Source organism: Paracoccus homiensis (assembly GCF_900111675.1).
Taxonomy (GTDB): Bacteria; Pseudomonadota; Alphaproteobacteria; order Rhodobacterales; family Rhodobacteraceae; genus Paracoccus; species Paracoccus homiensis.
On sequence record NZ_FOHO01000003.1, the window covers coordinates 68,572 to 84,413 of the forward strand.

General features: G+C 64.5%; 17 protein-coding genes. 10 read left to right on the top strand and 7 right to left on the bottom strand.

Annotated elements, in window-relative coordinates; all coding sequences use genetic code 11:
- Positions 1-70 precede the first annotated feature (70 nt).
- The 10 genes from gatC (at position 71) to BMX67_RS05005 (ending at position 9,617) form a co-directional block, all read left to right on the top strand.
- Positions 71-358, top strand: a complete 288-nt coding sequence (gene gatC, locus BMX67_RS04960) for an Asp-tRNA(Asn)/Glu-tRNA(Gln) amidotransferase subunit GatC (RefSeq protein WP_090733501.1) — start codon at positions 71-73, stop codon at positions 356-358.
- Positions 355-1,839 carry an Asp-tRNA(Asn)/Glu-tRNA(Gln) amidotransferase subunit GatA gene (gene gatA, locus BMX67_RS04965; protein ID WP_090732994.1) on the top strand — a complete coding sequence of 495 codons (1,485 nt, stop codon included), beginning with the start codon at positions 355-357 and terminating at the stop codon, positions 1,837-1,839. Before gatC ends, gatA begins: the two co-directional genes overlap by 4 nt.
- A gap of 34 nt (positions 1,840-1,873) precedes the next feature.
- The gene (locus BMX67_RS04970) at positions 1,874-2,455 is read left to right on the top strand and encodes a hypothetical protein (RefSeq protein WP_090732996.1); all 582 of its coding nucleotides are present in this window, start codon (positions 1,874-1,876) and stop codon (positions 2,453-2,455) included.
- Positions 2,452-3,102 carry an N-acetylmuramoyl-L-alanine amidase gene (locus tag BMX67_RS04975; protein ID WP_245739197.1) on the top strand — a complete coding sequence of 217 codons (651 nt, stop codon included), beginning with the start codon at positions 2,452-2,454 and terminating at the stop codon, positions 3,100-3,102. Before BMX67_RS04970 ends, BMX67_RS04975 begins: the two co-directional genes overlap by 4 nt.
- Positions 3,103-3,289: 187 nt before the next feature.
- Positions 3,290-4,393 carry an ABC transporter ATP-binding protein gene (locus tag BMX67_RS04980; RefSeq protein ID WP_090732998.1) on the top strand — a complete coding sequence of 368 codons (1,104 nt, stop codon included), beginning with the start codon at positions 3,290-3,292 and terminating at the stop codon, positions 4,391-4,393.
- Between the two features lie 99 nt (positions 4,394-4,492).
- Positions 4,493-5,563 carry an ABC transporter substrate-binding protein gene (locus BMX67_RS04985; protein ID WP_090733000.1) on the top strand — a complete coding sequence of 357 codons (1,071 nt, stop codon included), beginning with the start codon at positions 4,493-4,495 and terminating at the stop codon, positions 5,561-5,563.
- A 96-nt stretch (positions 5,564-5,659) separates the two neighbouring features.
- Positions 5,660-6,739: an ABC transporter substrate-binding protein gene (locus BMX67_RS04990; protein ID WP_090733001.1), complete on the top strand. Its 1,080-nt coding sequence runs from the start codon at positions 5,660-5,662 to the stop codon at positions 6,737-6,739.
- Positions 6,740-6,798: 59 nt separating this feature from the next.
- A complete protein-coding gene (locus tag BMX67_RS04995) occupies positions 6,799-8,097 on the top strand; it encodes an ABC transporter permease (protein ID WP_090733002.1) in 1,299 nt (432 codons plus the stop codon).
- A gap of 6 nt (positions 8,098-8,103) precedes the next feature.
- Positions 8,104-9,057, top strand: coding sequence for an ABC transporter permease (locus BMX67_RS05000; RefSeq protein ID WP_090733004.1), 954 nt, complete (start codon positions 8,104-8,106; stop codon positions 9,055-9,057).
- The gene (locus BMX67_RS05005; RefSeq protein ID WP_090733005.1) at positions 9,057-9,617 is read left to right on the top strand and encodes a hemerythrin domain-containing protein; all 561 of its coding nucleotides are present in this window, start codon (positions 9,057-9,059) and stop codon (positions 9,615-9,617) included. The genes BMX67_RS05000 and BMX67_RS05005 overlap by 1 nt, the downstream gene beginning before the upstream one ends.
- Here BMX67_RS05005 and BMX67_RS05010 read toward each other — a convergent pair.
- The 7 genes from BMX67_RS05010 to BMX67_RS05040 all read right to left on the bottom strand — a co-directional run bounded on the left by BMX67_RS05010 (position 9,614) and on the right by BMX67_RS05040 (position 15,826).
- Positions 9,614-10,558, bottom strand: coding sequence for an AEC family transporter (locus tag BMX67_RS05010; protein ID WP_090733007.1), 945 nt, complete (start codon positions 10,556-10,558; stop codon positions 9,614-9,616). The two genes, BMX67_RS05005 and BMX67_RS05010, sit on opposite strands and share 4 nt — an antisense overlap.
- On the bottom strand, positions 10,555-11,376 hold the full coding sequence (locus BMX67_RS05015; protein WP_090733008.1) for an MBL fold metallo-hydrolase: 822 nt from the start codon (positions 11,374-11,376) through the stop codon (positions 10,555-10,557). Before BMX67_RS05015 ends, BMX67_RS05010 begins: the two co-directional genes overlap by 4 nt.
- Complete coding sequence (locus BMX67_RS05020; protein WP_090733009.1) at positions 11,373-12,179, bottom strand: TatD family hydrolase; 807 nt, start codon at positions 12,177-12,179, stop codon at positions 11,373-11,375. Before BMX67_RS05020 ends, BMX67_RS05015 begins: the two co-directional genes overlap by 4 nt.
- A gap of 3 nt (positions 12,180-12,182) precedes the next feature.
- The gene (locus BMX67_RS05025; protein ID WP_281249135.1) at positions 12,183-13,295 is read right to left on the bottom strand and encodes a DNA polymerase III subunit delta'; all 1,113 of its coding nucleotides are present in this window, start codon (positions 13,293-13,295) and stop codon (positions 12,183-12,185) included.
- Entirely contained in the window at positions 13,292-13,888 is a 597-nt protein-coding gene (tmk, locus tag BMX67_RS05030; RefSeq protein WP_090733011.1) for a dTMP kinase, read from the bottom strand. The genes BMX67_RS05025 and tmk overlap by 4 nt, the downstream gene beginning before the upstream one ends.
- A gap of 5 nt (positions 13,889-13,893) precedes the next feature.
- Entirely contained in the window at positions 13,894-15,042 is a 1,149-nt protein-coding gene (locus BMX67_RS05035) for a D-alanyl-D-alanine carboxypeptidase family protein (protein ID WP_090733012.1), read from the bottom strand.
- Between the two features lie 109 nt (positions 15,043-15,151).
- Entirely contained in the window at positions 15,152-15,826 is a 675-nt protein-coding gene (locus tag BMX67_RS05040; protein ID WP_245739199.1) for a DUF2270 domain-containing protein, read from the bottom strand.
- Positions 15,827-15,842 lie beyond the last annotated feature (16 nt).

Sequence of the window (15,842 nt, forward strand, 5' to 3'; positions counted from 1 at the left end):
CCCAAATCGGCGGGCTTCTTGCGGCTTTGCGAACAGACTTGTAAACCGCCGCTGAACGAAAGGAAAAGCCATGTCGATCACCGAAGACGAGGCCCGTAAGGTCGCGCATCTCGCGCGGATCGCGGTCGAAGATGAGGCGCTGCCCGCGCTGGCGCGCGAGCTGAGCGGCATCTTGCAATTCATGGAGCAGCTGGGCGAGGTCGATGTCGAGGGCGTCGAACCGATGACGGGCGTGATCCCGATGCGGCTGAAGCGGCGCGAGGATGCCGTGACCACGGGCGGAATGCCCGAAAAGATCCTGTCGAACGCGCCCGACGCGCGCGAGGGATTCTTTGCCGTGCCGAAGGTGGTGGAATGAGCGATTTGAACAAGCTGACGATCACCGAGGCCCGCGATGCGCTGGCCAAGGGCGATGTAACCTCGGTCGAGCTGACCGAGGCCTGTCTGGGCGCGATCGAGGGGGCAGGGGCGCTGAATGCCTTCGTGCATGGCACCCCCGACAAGGCACGTGCCATGGCCGCCGCCGCCGATCAGCGGATCAAGGACGGTCAGGCAAGCGCGATGACCGGCATCCCGGTGGGCATCAAGGATGTGTTCTGCGTCCAGGGCGTCCCCAGCCAGGCCGCCAGCAAGATCCTGGACGGTTTCGTGCCGGAATATGAATCGACGGTCACGCAGAACCTGTGGAACGCGGGTGCGGTCATGCTGGGCAAGCTGAACCAGGATGAGTTCGCCATGGGTTCGACCAACGAGGCCAGCTGCTATGGCCCGGCCGTGAACCCATGGCAGGGCGCGGATGGTCAGAAGCTGACGCCGGGCGGGTCGTCGGGCGGATCGGCTGCCGCCGTCGCCGCCGATCTTTGCCTTGGGGCGACCGGCACCGATACCGGCGGCTCGATCCGTCAGCCTGCCGCCTTCACCGGCACCGTCGGCCTGCGTCCGACCTATGGCCGTGTCAGCCGCTGGGGCGTGATCGCCTATGCCAGCTCGCTGGATCAGGCGGGCCCGATGACCAAGACCGTGCGCGACGCCGCGATCATGCTGGGCGCGATGGCCTCTGTCGATCCGCAGGATTCGACCAGTGCCGACCTGCCCGTGCCCGATTACGAATCGCTGCTGACCGGTGACATCCGCGGCAAGAAGATCGGCATACCGCGCGAATACCGCATCGACGGCATGCCCGACGATATTGCCGCGTTGTGGGACAAGGGTGCCGACATGCTGCGCGACGCGGGCGCCGAGATCGTCGATATCAGCCTGCCGCACACGAAATACGCGCTGCCCGCCTATTACGTGATCGCCCCGGCCGAGGCCTCGTCGAACCTGGCACGCTATGACGGGGTGCGCTATGGCCGCCGCGCCAAGTTGGGCCAGGGGGACGGCATCGTCGAGATGTATGAAAAGACCCGCGCCGAAGGCTTTGGCCCCGAGGTGCAGCGCCGCATCATGATCGGCACCTATGTGCTGTCGGCGGGCTTCTACGACGCCTATTACAACCGCGCCCGCAAGGTCCGCACCCTGATCAAGCGCGATTTCGAAAACGCCTATGCCGACGGCATCGACGCGATCCTTGCGCCGACCACGCCGTCGCCCGCCTTCGCGCTGGGGGCGATGGATCAGGCCGATCCGGTACAGATGTATCTGCAGGACGTGTTCACCGTGACGCTGAACCTTGCCGGTCTGCCGGGGATTTCCGTGCCCGTAGGGCAGGACAAGTCCGGCCTGCCGCTGGGACTGCAACTGATTGGCCGCCCGTTCGAGGAAGGCGATCTGCTGAATCAGGCGCTTGTTCTTGAAAAGGCTGCGGGCTTTGTAGCCAAGCCGGAACGCTGGTGGTAGGGTTCCAGACAAGAATGCAGATGGCGAGGGCGTGATGCGCAGCTGGGTGGTGATTTCGGTGCTGGCACTTGCCGGCTGTGGCGAACATCTGGGCTATAACCCGAATTATCAGTTCGGGTCGAATGCCTATGGTGAATATCGCGTCGCCCGCGAGGCGGCCCTGGTGTCCGGGGACGAACCGCCCGCCACCATCCCCATCGCCCTGCCTGCCGAGGCGCCGACCCCGGCCCAGATCGCCGGGCAGGATCCGGTGCCGGTGCCCGCGACCATGGGCGTTCGCCGCAAGGCCGCGGTTGCTGCCCCCGCGGCGGCTGCCGCGCCTGCGGCCATTGCCGCGCCGGTCACGACAAGCGGCCCCTATCCGGGATCGACCCCGGTTCTGGTTCGCTATGCCTTTGCCGCGCAGCATGCGCCGGGCACCAAGATCTATGCCCGCAACGGCGCATCCGCAGCCACGGCCACCCGTGTCTGCGCCGGATTCGCCACCCCCAGCGCCGCGCAGACCGCCTTTCTGGCCGCCGGTGGTCCCGAAACCGATTCGCGCGGCATGGACCCGGATGGCGATGGGTTCGTCTGCGGCTGGGACCCTGCGCCGTTCCGTCAATCACAGCTTTGAGCCAGCCGCCGGTCAGCCCAAATCACGGGGATCGGCGCGGTCAGCGGCCACAGCTGATCGTGATCCACTATACCGCGATGGCCAGCGCCGCGCTGGCACGGGCGCGCCTGTGCGATCCGCAGGCCGAGGTCAGCGCCCATTGGCTGATCGACGAACAGGGCAGGGCCGAGGCTCTTGTCCCCGAAGATCGTCGCGCCTGGCATGCAGGCGCCGGGTCATGGCGGGGCCGTGACGACGTGAATTCCCGCAGCATCGGCATCGAACTGGCCAATCCCGGCGACAGGCCCTTCGCGGCGGCACAGATGGATGCGCTATGCGCCCTGCTGGGCGACATCATGGCCCGCTGGTCGATCCCGGCAAAGGCCGTCATCGGCCATTCCGACATGGCGCCCGATCGCAAATCGGACCCCGGCCCACGCTTTGACTGGGAACGGCTGGCGCGTCAGGGTTTGGCGCTGCCTTCCGCCTGTGCCGAGGATGCCGATTTTCGCGGCAGTCTTGACAGGATCGGTTATCCAGACTGCGCCGCCGCCGATCGGCTTGCGGCCTTCCGGCTGCGATTCCGGCCTTGGGCCACTGGTCCCGAAAGCCAGCAGGACCGGCGTGTCGCGGCGGGCGTTGCCGCCCTGATCTGCGCCGACGCGTAATCGGGGCGCGCTGAAAAAACCAGCACTGTCAGCGCTTTGCGGCTGCCTTTCTGCGGGCGCTGTCAGGGTTTTCATGCCTTGCCAGAACCCGACCAAGAAATGTCGCAAACGGTGTTGCCAAGTCTTTCCCTGGGCGCTTAACGTTGCCCTGCGCTGAACAAACAAACCATATCAGGGAGAGCGCCCATTGCTGGACCAACGCACAGGCGACGCTTTTGTCGCCTTTGAACATGTGCAAAAAAGCTATGACGGACAAACGCTTGTCGTCAAAGACCTGAATCTTTCTATCGGCAAGGGCGAGTTCCTGACGATGCTGGGCCCGTCAGGGTCCGGCAAGACGACCTGCCTGATGATGCTGGCCGGTTTCGAAACCGCGACCCACGGCGAAATCCGTCTGGACGGGCGCCCGATCAATCAGGTCCCGCCTCATAAACGCGGCATCGGCATGGTGTTTCAGAACTATGCCCTTTTCCCGCATATGACCGTTGGCGAAAATCTGTCCTTCCCGCTGGAAGTGCGCGGCATGGACAAGGCCGAACGCGAAAGCCGGATCAAGCGGGCGTTGGACATGGTGCAGATGGGCGCCTTTGCCAGCCGCCGTCCCGCCCAGCTGTCGGGCGGCCAGCAACAGCGGATCGCCCTGGCGCGGGCATTGGTGTTTGATCCCCAACTGGTGCTGATGGACGAACCGCTTGGTGCGCTGGACAAGCAGCTTCGCGAACATATGCAGTTTGAAATCAAGCATCTGCATGAAAAGCTGGGGATCACGGTCGTCTATGTGACCCATGATCAGGGCGAGGCGCTGACCATGTCGGATCGCGTGGCCGTGTTCAACGATGGCCGCATTCAGCAGCTGGCCGCACCCGCCGATCTGTATGAGCGGCCCGAAAACAGCTTCGTGGCGCAGTTCATCGGCGAAAACAACAAACTGCCCGGCACGATCGAACAATTGGACGGCGACAAGGCGCTGGTGCGCCTGCATACGGGCGAACTGATCGACGCGACCCCGGTGAATGTCGCCCAGACCGGTCAGCCAACGCTTGTCTCGATCCGGCCCGAACGCGTTGAATTCAAGCCCGAGATGATGCCCCCCGGCGCCCATATGATCGACGCCAGGGTGATCGAGGTCATCTATATGGGCGATATCCTGCGCGCGCGGCTGTCGGTCGCGGGTTCGGACGATTTCGTCATGAAGATGCGCAACACGATCGGGCAGACGCAGCTGACACCGGGGCAGACGATCAAGGTCGGCTGGCACCCTGCGGACGCGCGGGCGCTGGACCCGATCTGATCCGATACCGGGCCGCGCCCGGCGCGTGGCCCGATCCGGCCCGGAAGGGCCAAAGACCATGGCCATCGCGCCGCGTATGATCCTTGTAACGGAGCCATCATGAAGAACGCATTATTCCTGACCACCGCAATGTCCCTGATCGCGGGGCCCGCGCTGGCGGATGTGAATCTGCTGTCCTGGGGCGGGGCCTATGGCAACAGCCATCTGGAAGCCTATGCCAAGCCCTTCGAGGCCGAGACCGGCACCAAGGTCGTCATGGCCGATGCCGACAACCCGGCGACCCCGATCAAGGCCATGGTCGAGGCCGGCAATGTCTCGGCCGATGTGGCTTCGGTCGAATATGCCGACGCGGTGCGGCTGTGCGACGAAGGCCTGCTGGAACTGATCGACCCGGCGATTCTGGCCCCGACCGCGGATGGTGTGGCCGCCGAAGAGGATTTCATCGACGGTGCGATCACCGAATGCTTTGTCGGGACCGATGTCTATTCGATGGTGCTGGCCTATGACGACGCCCAGTTTTCGGATGCCAAACCCGCCAGCCCGGCAGATTTCTTCGATCTGGAAGCCTTTCCGGGCAAGCGCACCATGCGCAAGGGCGCCAAGTTCAATCTTGAACTGGCACTGATGGCCGATGGCGTGCCCGCCGATCAGGTCTATGAGGTGCTGGGCACCGACGAGGGCGTCGATCAGGCATTTGCCAAGCTGGAAGAGATCAAGGACGACGTGATCTGGTGGGAGGCCGGCGCCCAGCCGCCGCAACTGCTGGCCGATGGCGAAGTCAGCATGGCCTATGCCTTCAACGGCCGGATCTTCAACGCCGCACAGGGCGAGGGCAAGCCGTTCAAGATCATCTGGGACGGTCAGATCTATGAGATGGAAGGCTGGGTCATCCCGAAGGGCGCGCCGAATCTGGAAGAGGCGCTGGAATTTGTGACTTATTCCACCTCGCCCGCGCCGCAGGCCCGTGCCGCCGAATTCATCAGCTATGGCCCGCCGCGCAAATCGGCCGCCGCGCTGGTCGGCAATATCGAGGGCACCGATCAGCCGATGGGTCCGAACCTGCCCACGACCGAGGCGAACATGCAGAATGCGCTTGGCTCGGATCTGGATTTCTGGGTCGATCACGACGCCGAGCTGAACGAGCGTTTCAACAGCTGGCTGGCCAGCTGATGGAAAGACGGCGGGCCGGGACAACCTGGCCTGCCGGCCCCGAAACGGGGCAATCACGACGGTCGAAAACGGCCGCATGAACCAACGGGAGAGAACATGAAAAAGACCCTAGCCTTGACGACCGCACTGGTCGGCTTTGCCAGCGCCGCGATGGCCGAAGGCGAAGTGAATGTCGTGTCCTGGGGCGGCGCCTACGAGATGTCGCAGGTCGAAGCCTATAACAAGCCCTTCGCCGAGATGACCGGAACCAAGGTCAACATGATCGCCGCCGACAACCCCGCCACGCCGCTGAAGGCGCAGGTCGAGGCGGGCAATGTCACCGGCGATGTGTTCGACATCGAGGTCAGCGACGCGATCCGCCTGTGCGACGAGGGCGCGTTGATGGAAATCGACCCGGCCGCGTTGCCCGCCGCGCCCGATGGCACGGCTGCGGCGGATGACTTTATCGACGGGGCGCTGCTGGATTGCGCCGTGGCGAATATCTTCTGGGGCACGGTCATCGCCTTTGACAACAGCAAGTTCGAAGGCGATGCCCCGGCAACCGCCGCCGACTTCTTTGACCTTGAGAAATTCCCCGGCAAGCGGGGCCTGCCCAAAAACCCCAAGCGCACCCTGTATCTGGCGCTGATCGCCGATGGTGTCGCCGCCGATGACATCTATGACAAGCTGGGTTCGGATGAGGGTGTCGAGCAGGCTTTTGCCAAGCTGGACACCATCAAGAACGATGTCGTCTGGTGGGAAGCCGGGGCGCAGCCGGTGCAATTGCTGGCCGATGGCGAAGTCACCATGGCGACCGGGTACAACGGCCGCTTCTTCGACGCGATGGTCGGCGAGGGCAAACCGTTCGAGATCATCTGGGACGGGCAGTACATGGACATGGACATGTTCGTGATCCCGAAGGATGCGCCCAATCCCGAAGCCGCGATGGAATACCTGAAATTCGCCACCGACACGCAGCGGCTGGCGGATCAGGCGAAATACATCGCCTATGGTCCGGCACGCAAATCCTCGGCCGATCTGGTCGGCATGTATCAGGATGGCGAAACCGAAATGGCGCCGCATATGCCCACCAACCCGGATCACCTGACCACCGCCGTCATGGATGACCCGGAATTCTGGGCCGATCACGACGCCGAACTGACCGAGCGTTTCAACAGCTGGCTTGCCGGCTCGTGATCTGAACCTGCCGCCCGCGCCATGATGGCGGGGGCGGCGCATCGACTGCCGGGGACATCATGGCGAACGCGACCGATCCACATGCCGCCAGTGTCACCACCGCCTCGGGCGCGGGTGACGGAACGCTGACCACTGCCGATGGCAAGCCGCTGGCCCGTGCGCTTGCGCGCAGTCAGGGCCGCGCGCGCCGCCGGGCCTTTCTGCTGGTGCTGCCGCTGCTGGCCTTCATCCTGATCACCTTCGTGGTGCCGATCGGGCAGATGCTGCAACGCTCGTTCCACAATGACGGGTTCTCGGCCAATATGCCGCAGATCTCGCAATGGTTCGCCGAAAACCCGCGCGGCACCGATATCGACGAGGCCGCATGGACCGCGCTGGCCCTTGATCTTCAGGCCTCGGCGGAAGAACGCAGCATCGGGGTCGTGGGCACCCGGATCAATTACGACGTGCCCGGCACGCGGTCGCTGTTCACCTCGACCGGGCGCAAGGTCCGCCGCGGGATCGAGCCGCCCTATCGCGAAACCCTGCTGGACATCGACGAGGATTGGGGCGACCCGGTGCTGTGGGGGGCGATGCGCGATGCCTCGACGCCCTATACCGGAAATTTCTATCTGGCCTCGCTGGACCGCACGCGGGCCGAGGATGGCAGCATCGAGATGGTCCCCGAACGCCAGCAGGTCTATCAGATGCTGTTCATGCGGACGTTCTGGCTGTCGCTGCTGATCACCGGACTAACCTTCGTTCTGGGCTTTCCGGTCGCGCATCTGCTGGCGACGCTGCCGATGCGGAAATCGAATCTGCTGATGATCCTTGTGCTGCTGCCGTTCTGGACCTCGCTTCTGGTCCGCACGACCAGCTGGATGGTGCTGTTGCAGCAGCAGGGCGTGATCAACGACATCCTTGTCTGGCTGGGCGTGATCGGCGACGGGCAGCGGTTGCAGATGATCTATAACCAGACCGGCACGATCATCGCGATGACGCATATCCTGCTGCCCTTCATGATCCTGCCTCTGTATTCGGTGATGCGCACGATCAACCCTTCCTATGTCCGCGCCGCCCGCAGCCTTGGCGCGACCAGCTGGACCGCCTTTCGCCGGATCTATTTCCCGCAGACGCTGCCTGGGCTTGGGGCAGGGGCGCTGTTGGTTTTCATCCTTGCGGTCGGCTATTACATCACGCCCGCGCTGGTGGGGGGATCGTCGGGTCAGCTGATCTCGAACATGATCGCCATGCATATGACCGACACGCTGAACTGGTCGATGGCCGCCGCGCTGGCCGCGCTGCTGCTGGCTTCGGTTCTGGTTCTTTACTGGCTCTACGACCGGCTCGTGGGCATCGACAATCTGAAGCTGGGGTAATCGCAGATGGCTGTTCCGTCCTATGCAAGTCCGCTGGAACGCGTGTGGCATTACGCCTATCTGGTGCTGTGCGGGCTAATCTTCTTCTTCCTGATCGCGCCGATCGTGGTGATCATTCCGCTGTCCTTCAACGTCGAGCCTTATTTCACCTTCACCGACAAGATGCTGAGCTTCGATCCCGAAGGTTACAGCATGCGCTGGTATGACAGTCTGCTGACCTTCGGCATGGTCGCGCCCGACGGGCCGCGCGACGCCAGTTGGTGGGCCGATGCCTGGGCCAATGCGAAATGGGTGAACGCGGCCAAGAATTCGATTATCGTCGGCTTCTTTTCGACCGTGCTGGCGACGGTGCTGGGCACGCTGGCCGCGTTGGGGTTGTCGCGGCCGGAAATGCCCTTCCGCCGGGCGATCATGGCGACGCTGATCTCGCCGATGATCGTGCCGCTGATCATCACCGCGACGGGGATGTTCTTCTTCTATTCGAATCCCTGCGAACTGTTGGGCCTGATCGGTCTGCCGACGAATTGCGGACGTTTGGCCGGAACCTATCTGGGCGTCATCCTGGCCCATGCCACGTTGGGGATACCCTTTGTCATCATCACCGTGACGGCGACGCTGGTGGGCTTTGACCAATCGCTGAACCGTGCCGCGGCCAGTCTTGGGGCCAATCCGCGCACGACCTTCTTCCGGGTCACCATGCCGCTGATCCTGCCGGGCGTGATCTCGGGTGCGCTGTTCGCCTTCGTGACCTCGTTCGACGAGGTGGTGGCCGTGCTGTTCATCGCCGGTCCCGATCAGCAGACCATCCCGCGGCAGATGTGGAACGGCATCCGTGAACAGATCAGCCCGGCGATTCTGGCGGTGGCGACGATCCTGGTGCTGTTCTCGATCGCGCTTCTGACCACGGTCGAACTGCTGCGCCGCCGGTCCGAGCGTATTCGCGGGATCACGCCCCATTGATGACCCCGGCGGATCTGGAGGATGAGGCGGCACGCCCCAAGCTGCCGCCTGATCCCGGCCTCAGCCCGCAGCAGCGCGCACATGGCCGGCGTCTGGCGCAGATCCATGACATGTATCGCGGCGAACTGGATGCTGTCGCCGCGCTTCTGGCCGAACTGCGCGTGGATGGGACCGGCGGCGACCGGCTGGCCACTGCGGTCGAAGGGATGCAGCTGACGCGCAATCTGGCGCTGTTCGGGACGGTCTGTGGCCGGGACTGCGCGCTTTTGCAGCATCACCACGACATCGAGGAACGGTGGATGTTTCCGGCCATCGCGGAACATGCCAGCGATGCCGTGCAGGCGGTTCTGGACCGGCTGATTGCCGAACATCGGGTGATCCATGACCTGATCGAGTGCCTGCGCCAGACGGCAACCAAACTGGCACGCAACCCCGATTCGTTGTCCTTTTCGGAATGCGCCGCGGATTTCGAACGGCTGGATCGCGCGATCCGGTCGCATTTCGGCTATGAGGAAACGCAGCTGGAAACACCCTTGGGGCGTCACGCCATTCCGATCTAGGGCAGTATCGCCAGCCACATCCAGATCGACAGGATGGACCCCATCGTCGCGATCAGCACGGTCGAGGCCGCGACCCGCCGCGCCGCGCCATAGATATTGGCGAACAGATAGGCATTCACCCCCGGCGCCATCGAGGCCGTCAACACGGCCGAGCGCATCCCCGCGCTATCCAGCCCGGTCACATGGCCCATGCCGAAGGTGATCGCCGGATGCAGGAACAGCGAACACATGCAGCACATCGCGATCGCCGCCATGTCGCCTTCGGGGCGATAGCGGTAAAGGATGCCGCCCAGGCCGAACAGCGCGGCGGGCAGGGCCGCGCGGGTGATCATGTCGACCGCCGCCCAGAACGCCTCGGGCATGACCAGCCCGGCATGGGTCAGCAGGTTCATCCCCAGCCCGCACAGGATGCCGATCACCAGCGGGGTCCGCAGCACACCGGTCAGCGCCCGCAGGGCAATACGGCCGATCGACTGGCCGGTGCCGCGCGCGCGGGTGAATTCCATGGCGGTAATGCCAAAGGTGTACATCGTCGGGGAATGGATCGCCAGAATGGCCCAGTTCCCGGCCAGCGCCTCGGCGCCATAGGCGCGTTCCATGATCGGGATGCCCAGCAACAGACTGTTGGAAAACAGGCAGACAAACCCGATGGCCACGCAATCCTGTGGTTGGCGCCCAAAGAGGTATTTCGCCCCGGCCCAACCCGCCAGATAGCTGGCAAAGGCACCCGCATAAAAGGGCAGCAGCAGGGCGCCCCGAAATTCATTGCCCAGGTTCAGCCGGGCCATCGAGGCAAATAACAGCGTCGGCACCGCGAAATTCTGGGCAAAGCGCATCAGCCCATCGACGGCGCTTTCCGAAAACCATCCCCGCCAGCTGACCAGATAACCAAAGCCGATGACCAGAAAGACCGGGACGATGATCGTGAACAGCGCGCTCACAGGCGGGCCATGACATTCAGATCGGCATCGGCCGATACCGTCACCTGCATGCCGTCATGGGCCGGCACGATATGGTCGGGCGTCTGCGCCATGACCTGATCGTAATCCATGTCGATATGCATATTGGTCAGCACGCCGCGAGGCGTCCCCGCACGATCAAGCCATTCCAGTGCCAGCGCCATATGCGCATGGCTGGGATGGGGTTCGGGGCGCAGCGCGTCGCAGATGAACAGCTCGGCCCCGCGGATCAGCGGCCATGCGGCCTCGGGGATCTCGGACACGTCGGGCAGATAGACCAGCCCGCCGATGCGAAAGCCCAGTGCCGTGATCTCGCCATGCTGGACGCGGAACGGGTGAAAGGTGATGTCGCCGCCCGGCCCGCCGATGATCACGGGCCCATCCAGCAGGTTCAGATCCGCGATGGGCGGGTAAAAGCTGCCTTCCGGGGTTTCGAAGATATAGCCGAAACGTTCGGACAGCGCCTGCGATGTCGGTTCGTCCGCCCAGACCTGCATCTTGCGCCGGGCGTTGTAGACCAACTGACGGATATCGTCGATGCCGTGGACATGATCGGCATGGGCATGGGTATAGATCACCGCGTCCAGCGTGCCGACCCCCGCATCCAGAAGCTGCGGCACCATATCGGGACCGGTGTCGATCAGCACCTGCGTGGTCCCTTCGGCCCCGTCACGTTCGACCAGCAGCGAACAGCGGCGACGCCGGTTTCTGGGATTGGTCGGGTCGCAGTCGCCCCAGCGATCGCCCAACCGTGGCACCCCTCCCGAGGAACCGCAGCCAAGGATCGTCGCCCGGATCACGCGGCACCCGTGGCGGCTTTCCAGAACAGCCGATCAAAGTTCTCGGTCGTCTGACGTGCGAAATCGGCATAGTCCATGCCGAACAGTTCGGCCCCGACGGCGGCGGTTTTCGCCACATAGGCCGGTTCGTTGCGCTTGCCGCGATGGGGCGGCGGCGCCAGATAGGGGCTGTCGGTTTCGACAAGGATCCGATCGACGGGCGCCGTCGCGAAGATATCACGCAGATCCTTGGACCGGGGAAACGCCGCGATCCCCGACATGGACAGGTAGAATCCCAGGTCCAGTGCAGCCTTGGCCAGTTCGGCCCCCGAGCTGAAGCAGTGCATCACGCAGCTATAGGCCCCGGCGCGGAATTCTTCGGTCAGGATGCGGGCCATGTCCTGATCGGCGTCGCGGGCATGGATGATCAGGGGCAATCGGGTCTGACGCGCGGCCTCGATATGCAAGCGCAGGCTTTCCTGCTGCTGCGCCGCGCTTTCGGCGGTATAGTGGTAATCCAGACCGGTTTCGCCGATGCCCACGAATTTGGGATGTGCGGCCAGCGCGACCAGTTCATCAACCGTCGCCATCGGTTCGTCTGCCACGCTCATCGGGTGGGTGCCGGCGGCGTAAAAGACGTTCTCATGCGTTTCGGCCAGGGCACGGACCTGCGGTTCAAGCCGCAGCTTGGTGCAGATGGTGACCATCCGGGTCACACCGGCCTCGGCGGCACGGGCGATCAGGGTGTCGTGTTCGCCATCGAAATCGGGAAAGTCCAGATGGCAATGGCTGTCGACAATCGGCGGAAGGGCCGCTTGGGTCATGGATCAACCTTTGGCTGGCAGGGCGGATTGCGCCGGCGGCAGATGCGCCAGTTCGGTCAGCATATCCATCACCAGCGCGGCAGGGTCAAGGTTGACCGCCCGGCCGGCGCGGGCGCGGGCCGACAGCCGGGCCTGTGCATCGGCCCAGACCCGCGCCGACAGATCGTCGGGCGACAGCCGCGCCAGCAGCGCGCCTTCCCCCTGCGCGGCCTGTGGCAAGGGCGCGCCCATCAGCCCGGCCCGGGCGGTGCGGGTCAGGAACCGATCCAGCAGGGTCGCTGTCAGGTCGAACGGATCGCCGTCGGCATTCGCGCGACCGGCCGCCCCATCGGCCAGCTTCGCTGCCGCCAGACGGTCCATGCGGGGCAGGGTGGCAAACAGGTCGATGATCTGCTGATAGCGGGCCAGCCCGTCCTGACCGGCAAGGCGCAGCGCCTCGCCGACCGAACCGTCGGACAGCGCGGCAAGGGGCTCGGCCTCTTCGTTTATGCCAAGATCGGCCAGCACGCGCGTCATCATCGCAGGCGGCAGCGGGTTCAGCCGCAGCGTCCGACAGCGCGACCGGATCGTCGGCAGAAGGCGCGCGGGTTGATGCGCGATCATCAGGATCAGCGTTTCGGCAGGCGGTTCTTCCAGCACCTTCAACAGCGCATTCGCGGCCGAGACGTTCATTTCGTCCGCGGCGTCGATGATCGCGACGCGGCGACCACCCTCGGCGGCCGAGAGGTGAAAGAAGGACAGAAGCTTGCGCACCTCATCGACGGTAATCTCGGCGCGCAGACGGCTGGCCTTGTCATCCCACGGGCGGCGGATCAGCTGCAGGCGCGGTTCCGACAGGGCAGCGATGCGGCGGGCGGTTGGGTCATCGGCCGCCACCGAAAGATCGTCGCTGTCGGCCCCCGACAGCAGCCAGCGCGCAATCGACCAGGCCAGCGTTGCCTTGCCCACGCCACGCGGCCCTGTAAGCAGCCAGGCATGATGCAGCCTGCCGCCGCGTGCCGCGTCGATGAAATCGCGGATCGCCGGATCATGGCCGATTACCCGGCCGGTCATCCGTGGATGCGGGGCGCCGGGAACGCGGTCGGGTTCGGGAATATCGTCGGGATCGGTCTTCACAGCACAGCCCTGATCCGCGCCGCGATATCCTGCACCGATCCGCTGCCGTCGATCAGGCGCACCCGGTCGGGATATTCCTGGGCCAATGCCCGAAAGCCAAGCGCGAGCTTTTCCTGAAATCCCAGCCCCAGGCTTTCGAACCGATCCTCGTTGCCGCCCCGTGCCTGCCCACGCGCAAGCGCGGTCGCCGGATCGATGTCGATGACGAAAGTCAGGTCGGGTTCGACCCCGATCATCAGTTCGTGCAGGCGGTCGACCATTTCGCGCAGCGTGCCGCGTGCCGCGCCCTGATAGACGCGGGTGCTGTCGGCAAAGCGGTCGGTGATCACGGTCTGCCCGGCATCCAGCGCGGGGCGGATCGTGCGTTCAAGGTGATCGCGGCGGGCCGCGGTGAACAGCAGGCATTCGGTTTCGGCGGACCAGCGTTCGCCCGCCCCCTCGACCAGCAGGCGTCGGATTTCCTCGGCGCCGGGGCTGCCACCGGGTTCGCGGGTCAGGACGACCTGCCGACCCTGATCGCGCAGCGCCTGTGCCAATGTCCGGGCCTGCGTGGACTTGCCGCAGCCGTCTACCCCCTCGAAGCTGATGAACATGCCGCTTACAGACCCGCGGCTTCGACCGCCTTGTGGCCCAGCCGCATGACCGCGCCCTTCATGCGCCCGGCAAAACCGGCCTCAGGGACGTCCTCGGTGGCGATCAGCGGGGTGACGGCATCCTTGGCGCCGGGGACGGTCACGACCAGTTGGCCCACACGGTCGCCCTTGGCAATCGGCGCGGGCAGGGGCGATTCGTAGACGGCCTCGACCTTGACCTGATCCTGCGCACCGGCGGGGATCAGGACATTCGCGCCTTCGGTCGTGGTCAGGCCGACACGCGGCTGCGTGCCCAGCCAGACGGGGGCCTCGACCACGGTTTCCCCTGCGGGAACAAGCGTCTGCATGGTGAACTGCCGAAAGGCCCAGTTGACGATGCGTTCCGATTCCTCGGCGCGGGCGGTTTCGCTGTCAAGGCCGGTGATGACGAAGATCACGCGGCGGTCGTCCTGCTTGGCCGACCCGACCAGCCCGTAGCCCGCCTCTTGGGTGTGGCCGGTCTTCAGACCATCGGCGCCGATCCCCAGCCCCAGCAACGGGTTGCGGTTGAACCGGTTCGAGGGCGCACGGTTGTCGAAGGGAAATTCGGTGATCGCGAAATTCTTGTAGAGTTCGGGGAAATCCTCGACCAGATGCCGGGCAAGGACGCCCAGATCATGCGCGCTCATCCGGTGGCGCGGGTCGGGCCAGCCCGAGGCATTGGCGAAGGTCGAATTGGTCAGGCCCAGTTCCTTGCCCTTGGCGGTCATCTGGCGGGCAAAGGCATCTTCGGTACCCGACAGCCCCTCGGCCACGACCACGCAGGCGTCATTGCCCGACAGCACGATGATGCCCTTGATCAGTTCTTCGACGGTGGGGCGGTCCTGTTCGTTCAGGAACATGGTCGAGCCGCCCATCTGCCGTGCCTTCGTGGACACGGGCAGGCGCGTATCCATCTGGACGCGCCCTTCATGCAGGGCCTCGAACAACATATAGACGGTCATCAGTTTCGACATCGACGCGGGGGGCAGCGCCTCATCCGCGTTCTTTTCCATCAGGACGGTGCCGGTGGCCACGTCATAGACCCATGCCGCCCGGGCATTGGTGTCGAATGCCTGCGCCGCCGGGGTCGTCAGACACATGATCGCGGCCAGCCGCAGCAGAAAAGCGCGCATGAGAGTTCCTTTGCCTGTTCTTGCCCCGATGGTTACAGCAAGGGTGTTTTTCCCGCAACGCGACAGCGGCGGCAGTCATCGCGAATTTGATCGGATTGCGGCGGGTTTTTCAGCCCATGCCCGTCTGGCTGCCATGATGGCGTGCGCGGGCCGCATCGGCACGCCCGCTGAGATAGGCGATGATGCCCCAACTGGTGCAATAGACCAGCCCGACCGTCAGGACCAGCCAGCCCGGAAACGGCCCGATCGAGGCACGTTGCAGCAATTGTTCCGGGATCTGGATCGGGTAGGGATGGACGATCAGCTTGCCCAGATAGGCGACCGTCTGGATCAGCAGGATCCAGAAATAGTTCCGCCGGATCCGCCGCCCGATCGCGGTCCACAGGCTGACGTGATAACGGGGATGCAGGTAATCCTCGGCCAGGGTGTCCTGCCAGCATTCTTCCAGATGCAGATCGCCCTCCTTCAGCATCGGCGCCATGAAATGCAGTTCCAACCAGCGGCACCGCGCCCGCCAGACGTTGAAATAGCGATAGCGCCGCGCCTCCAGCATCAGGAAGAAGATGATCAGGATGCCCACAAGCACCAGTGGCAGCGGCGATGCCTGGGGCGAGGAAAAGGTGATCGACAGCGCAACGCCAAGGGTCACGACCGACCAGTTCGTCGTCGTGTCCAGCCGCGTCCGCCAGATGGTCGAGCGATAGACCTCGCCCCGGTACAGATGCGCGATGACACCCATCTCGGCCGCGTCCAGCTTTTTGCGGGGTTTCGTGTTCCCGTCCATTTCCCTCTCCCTTCCA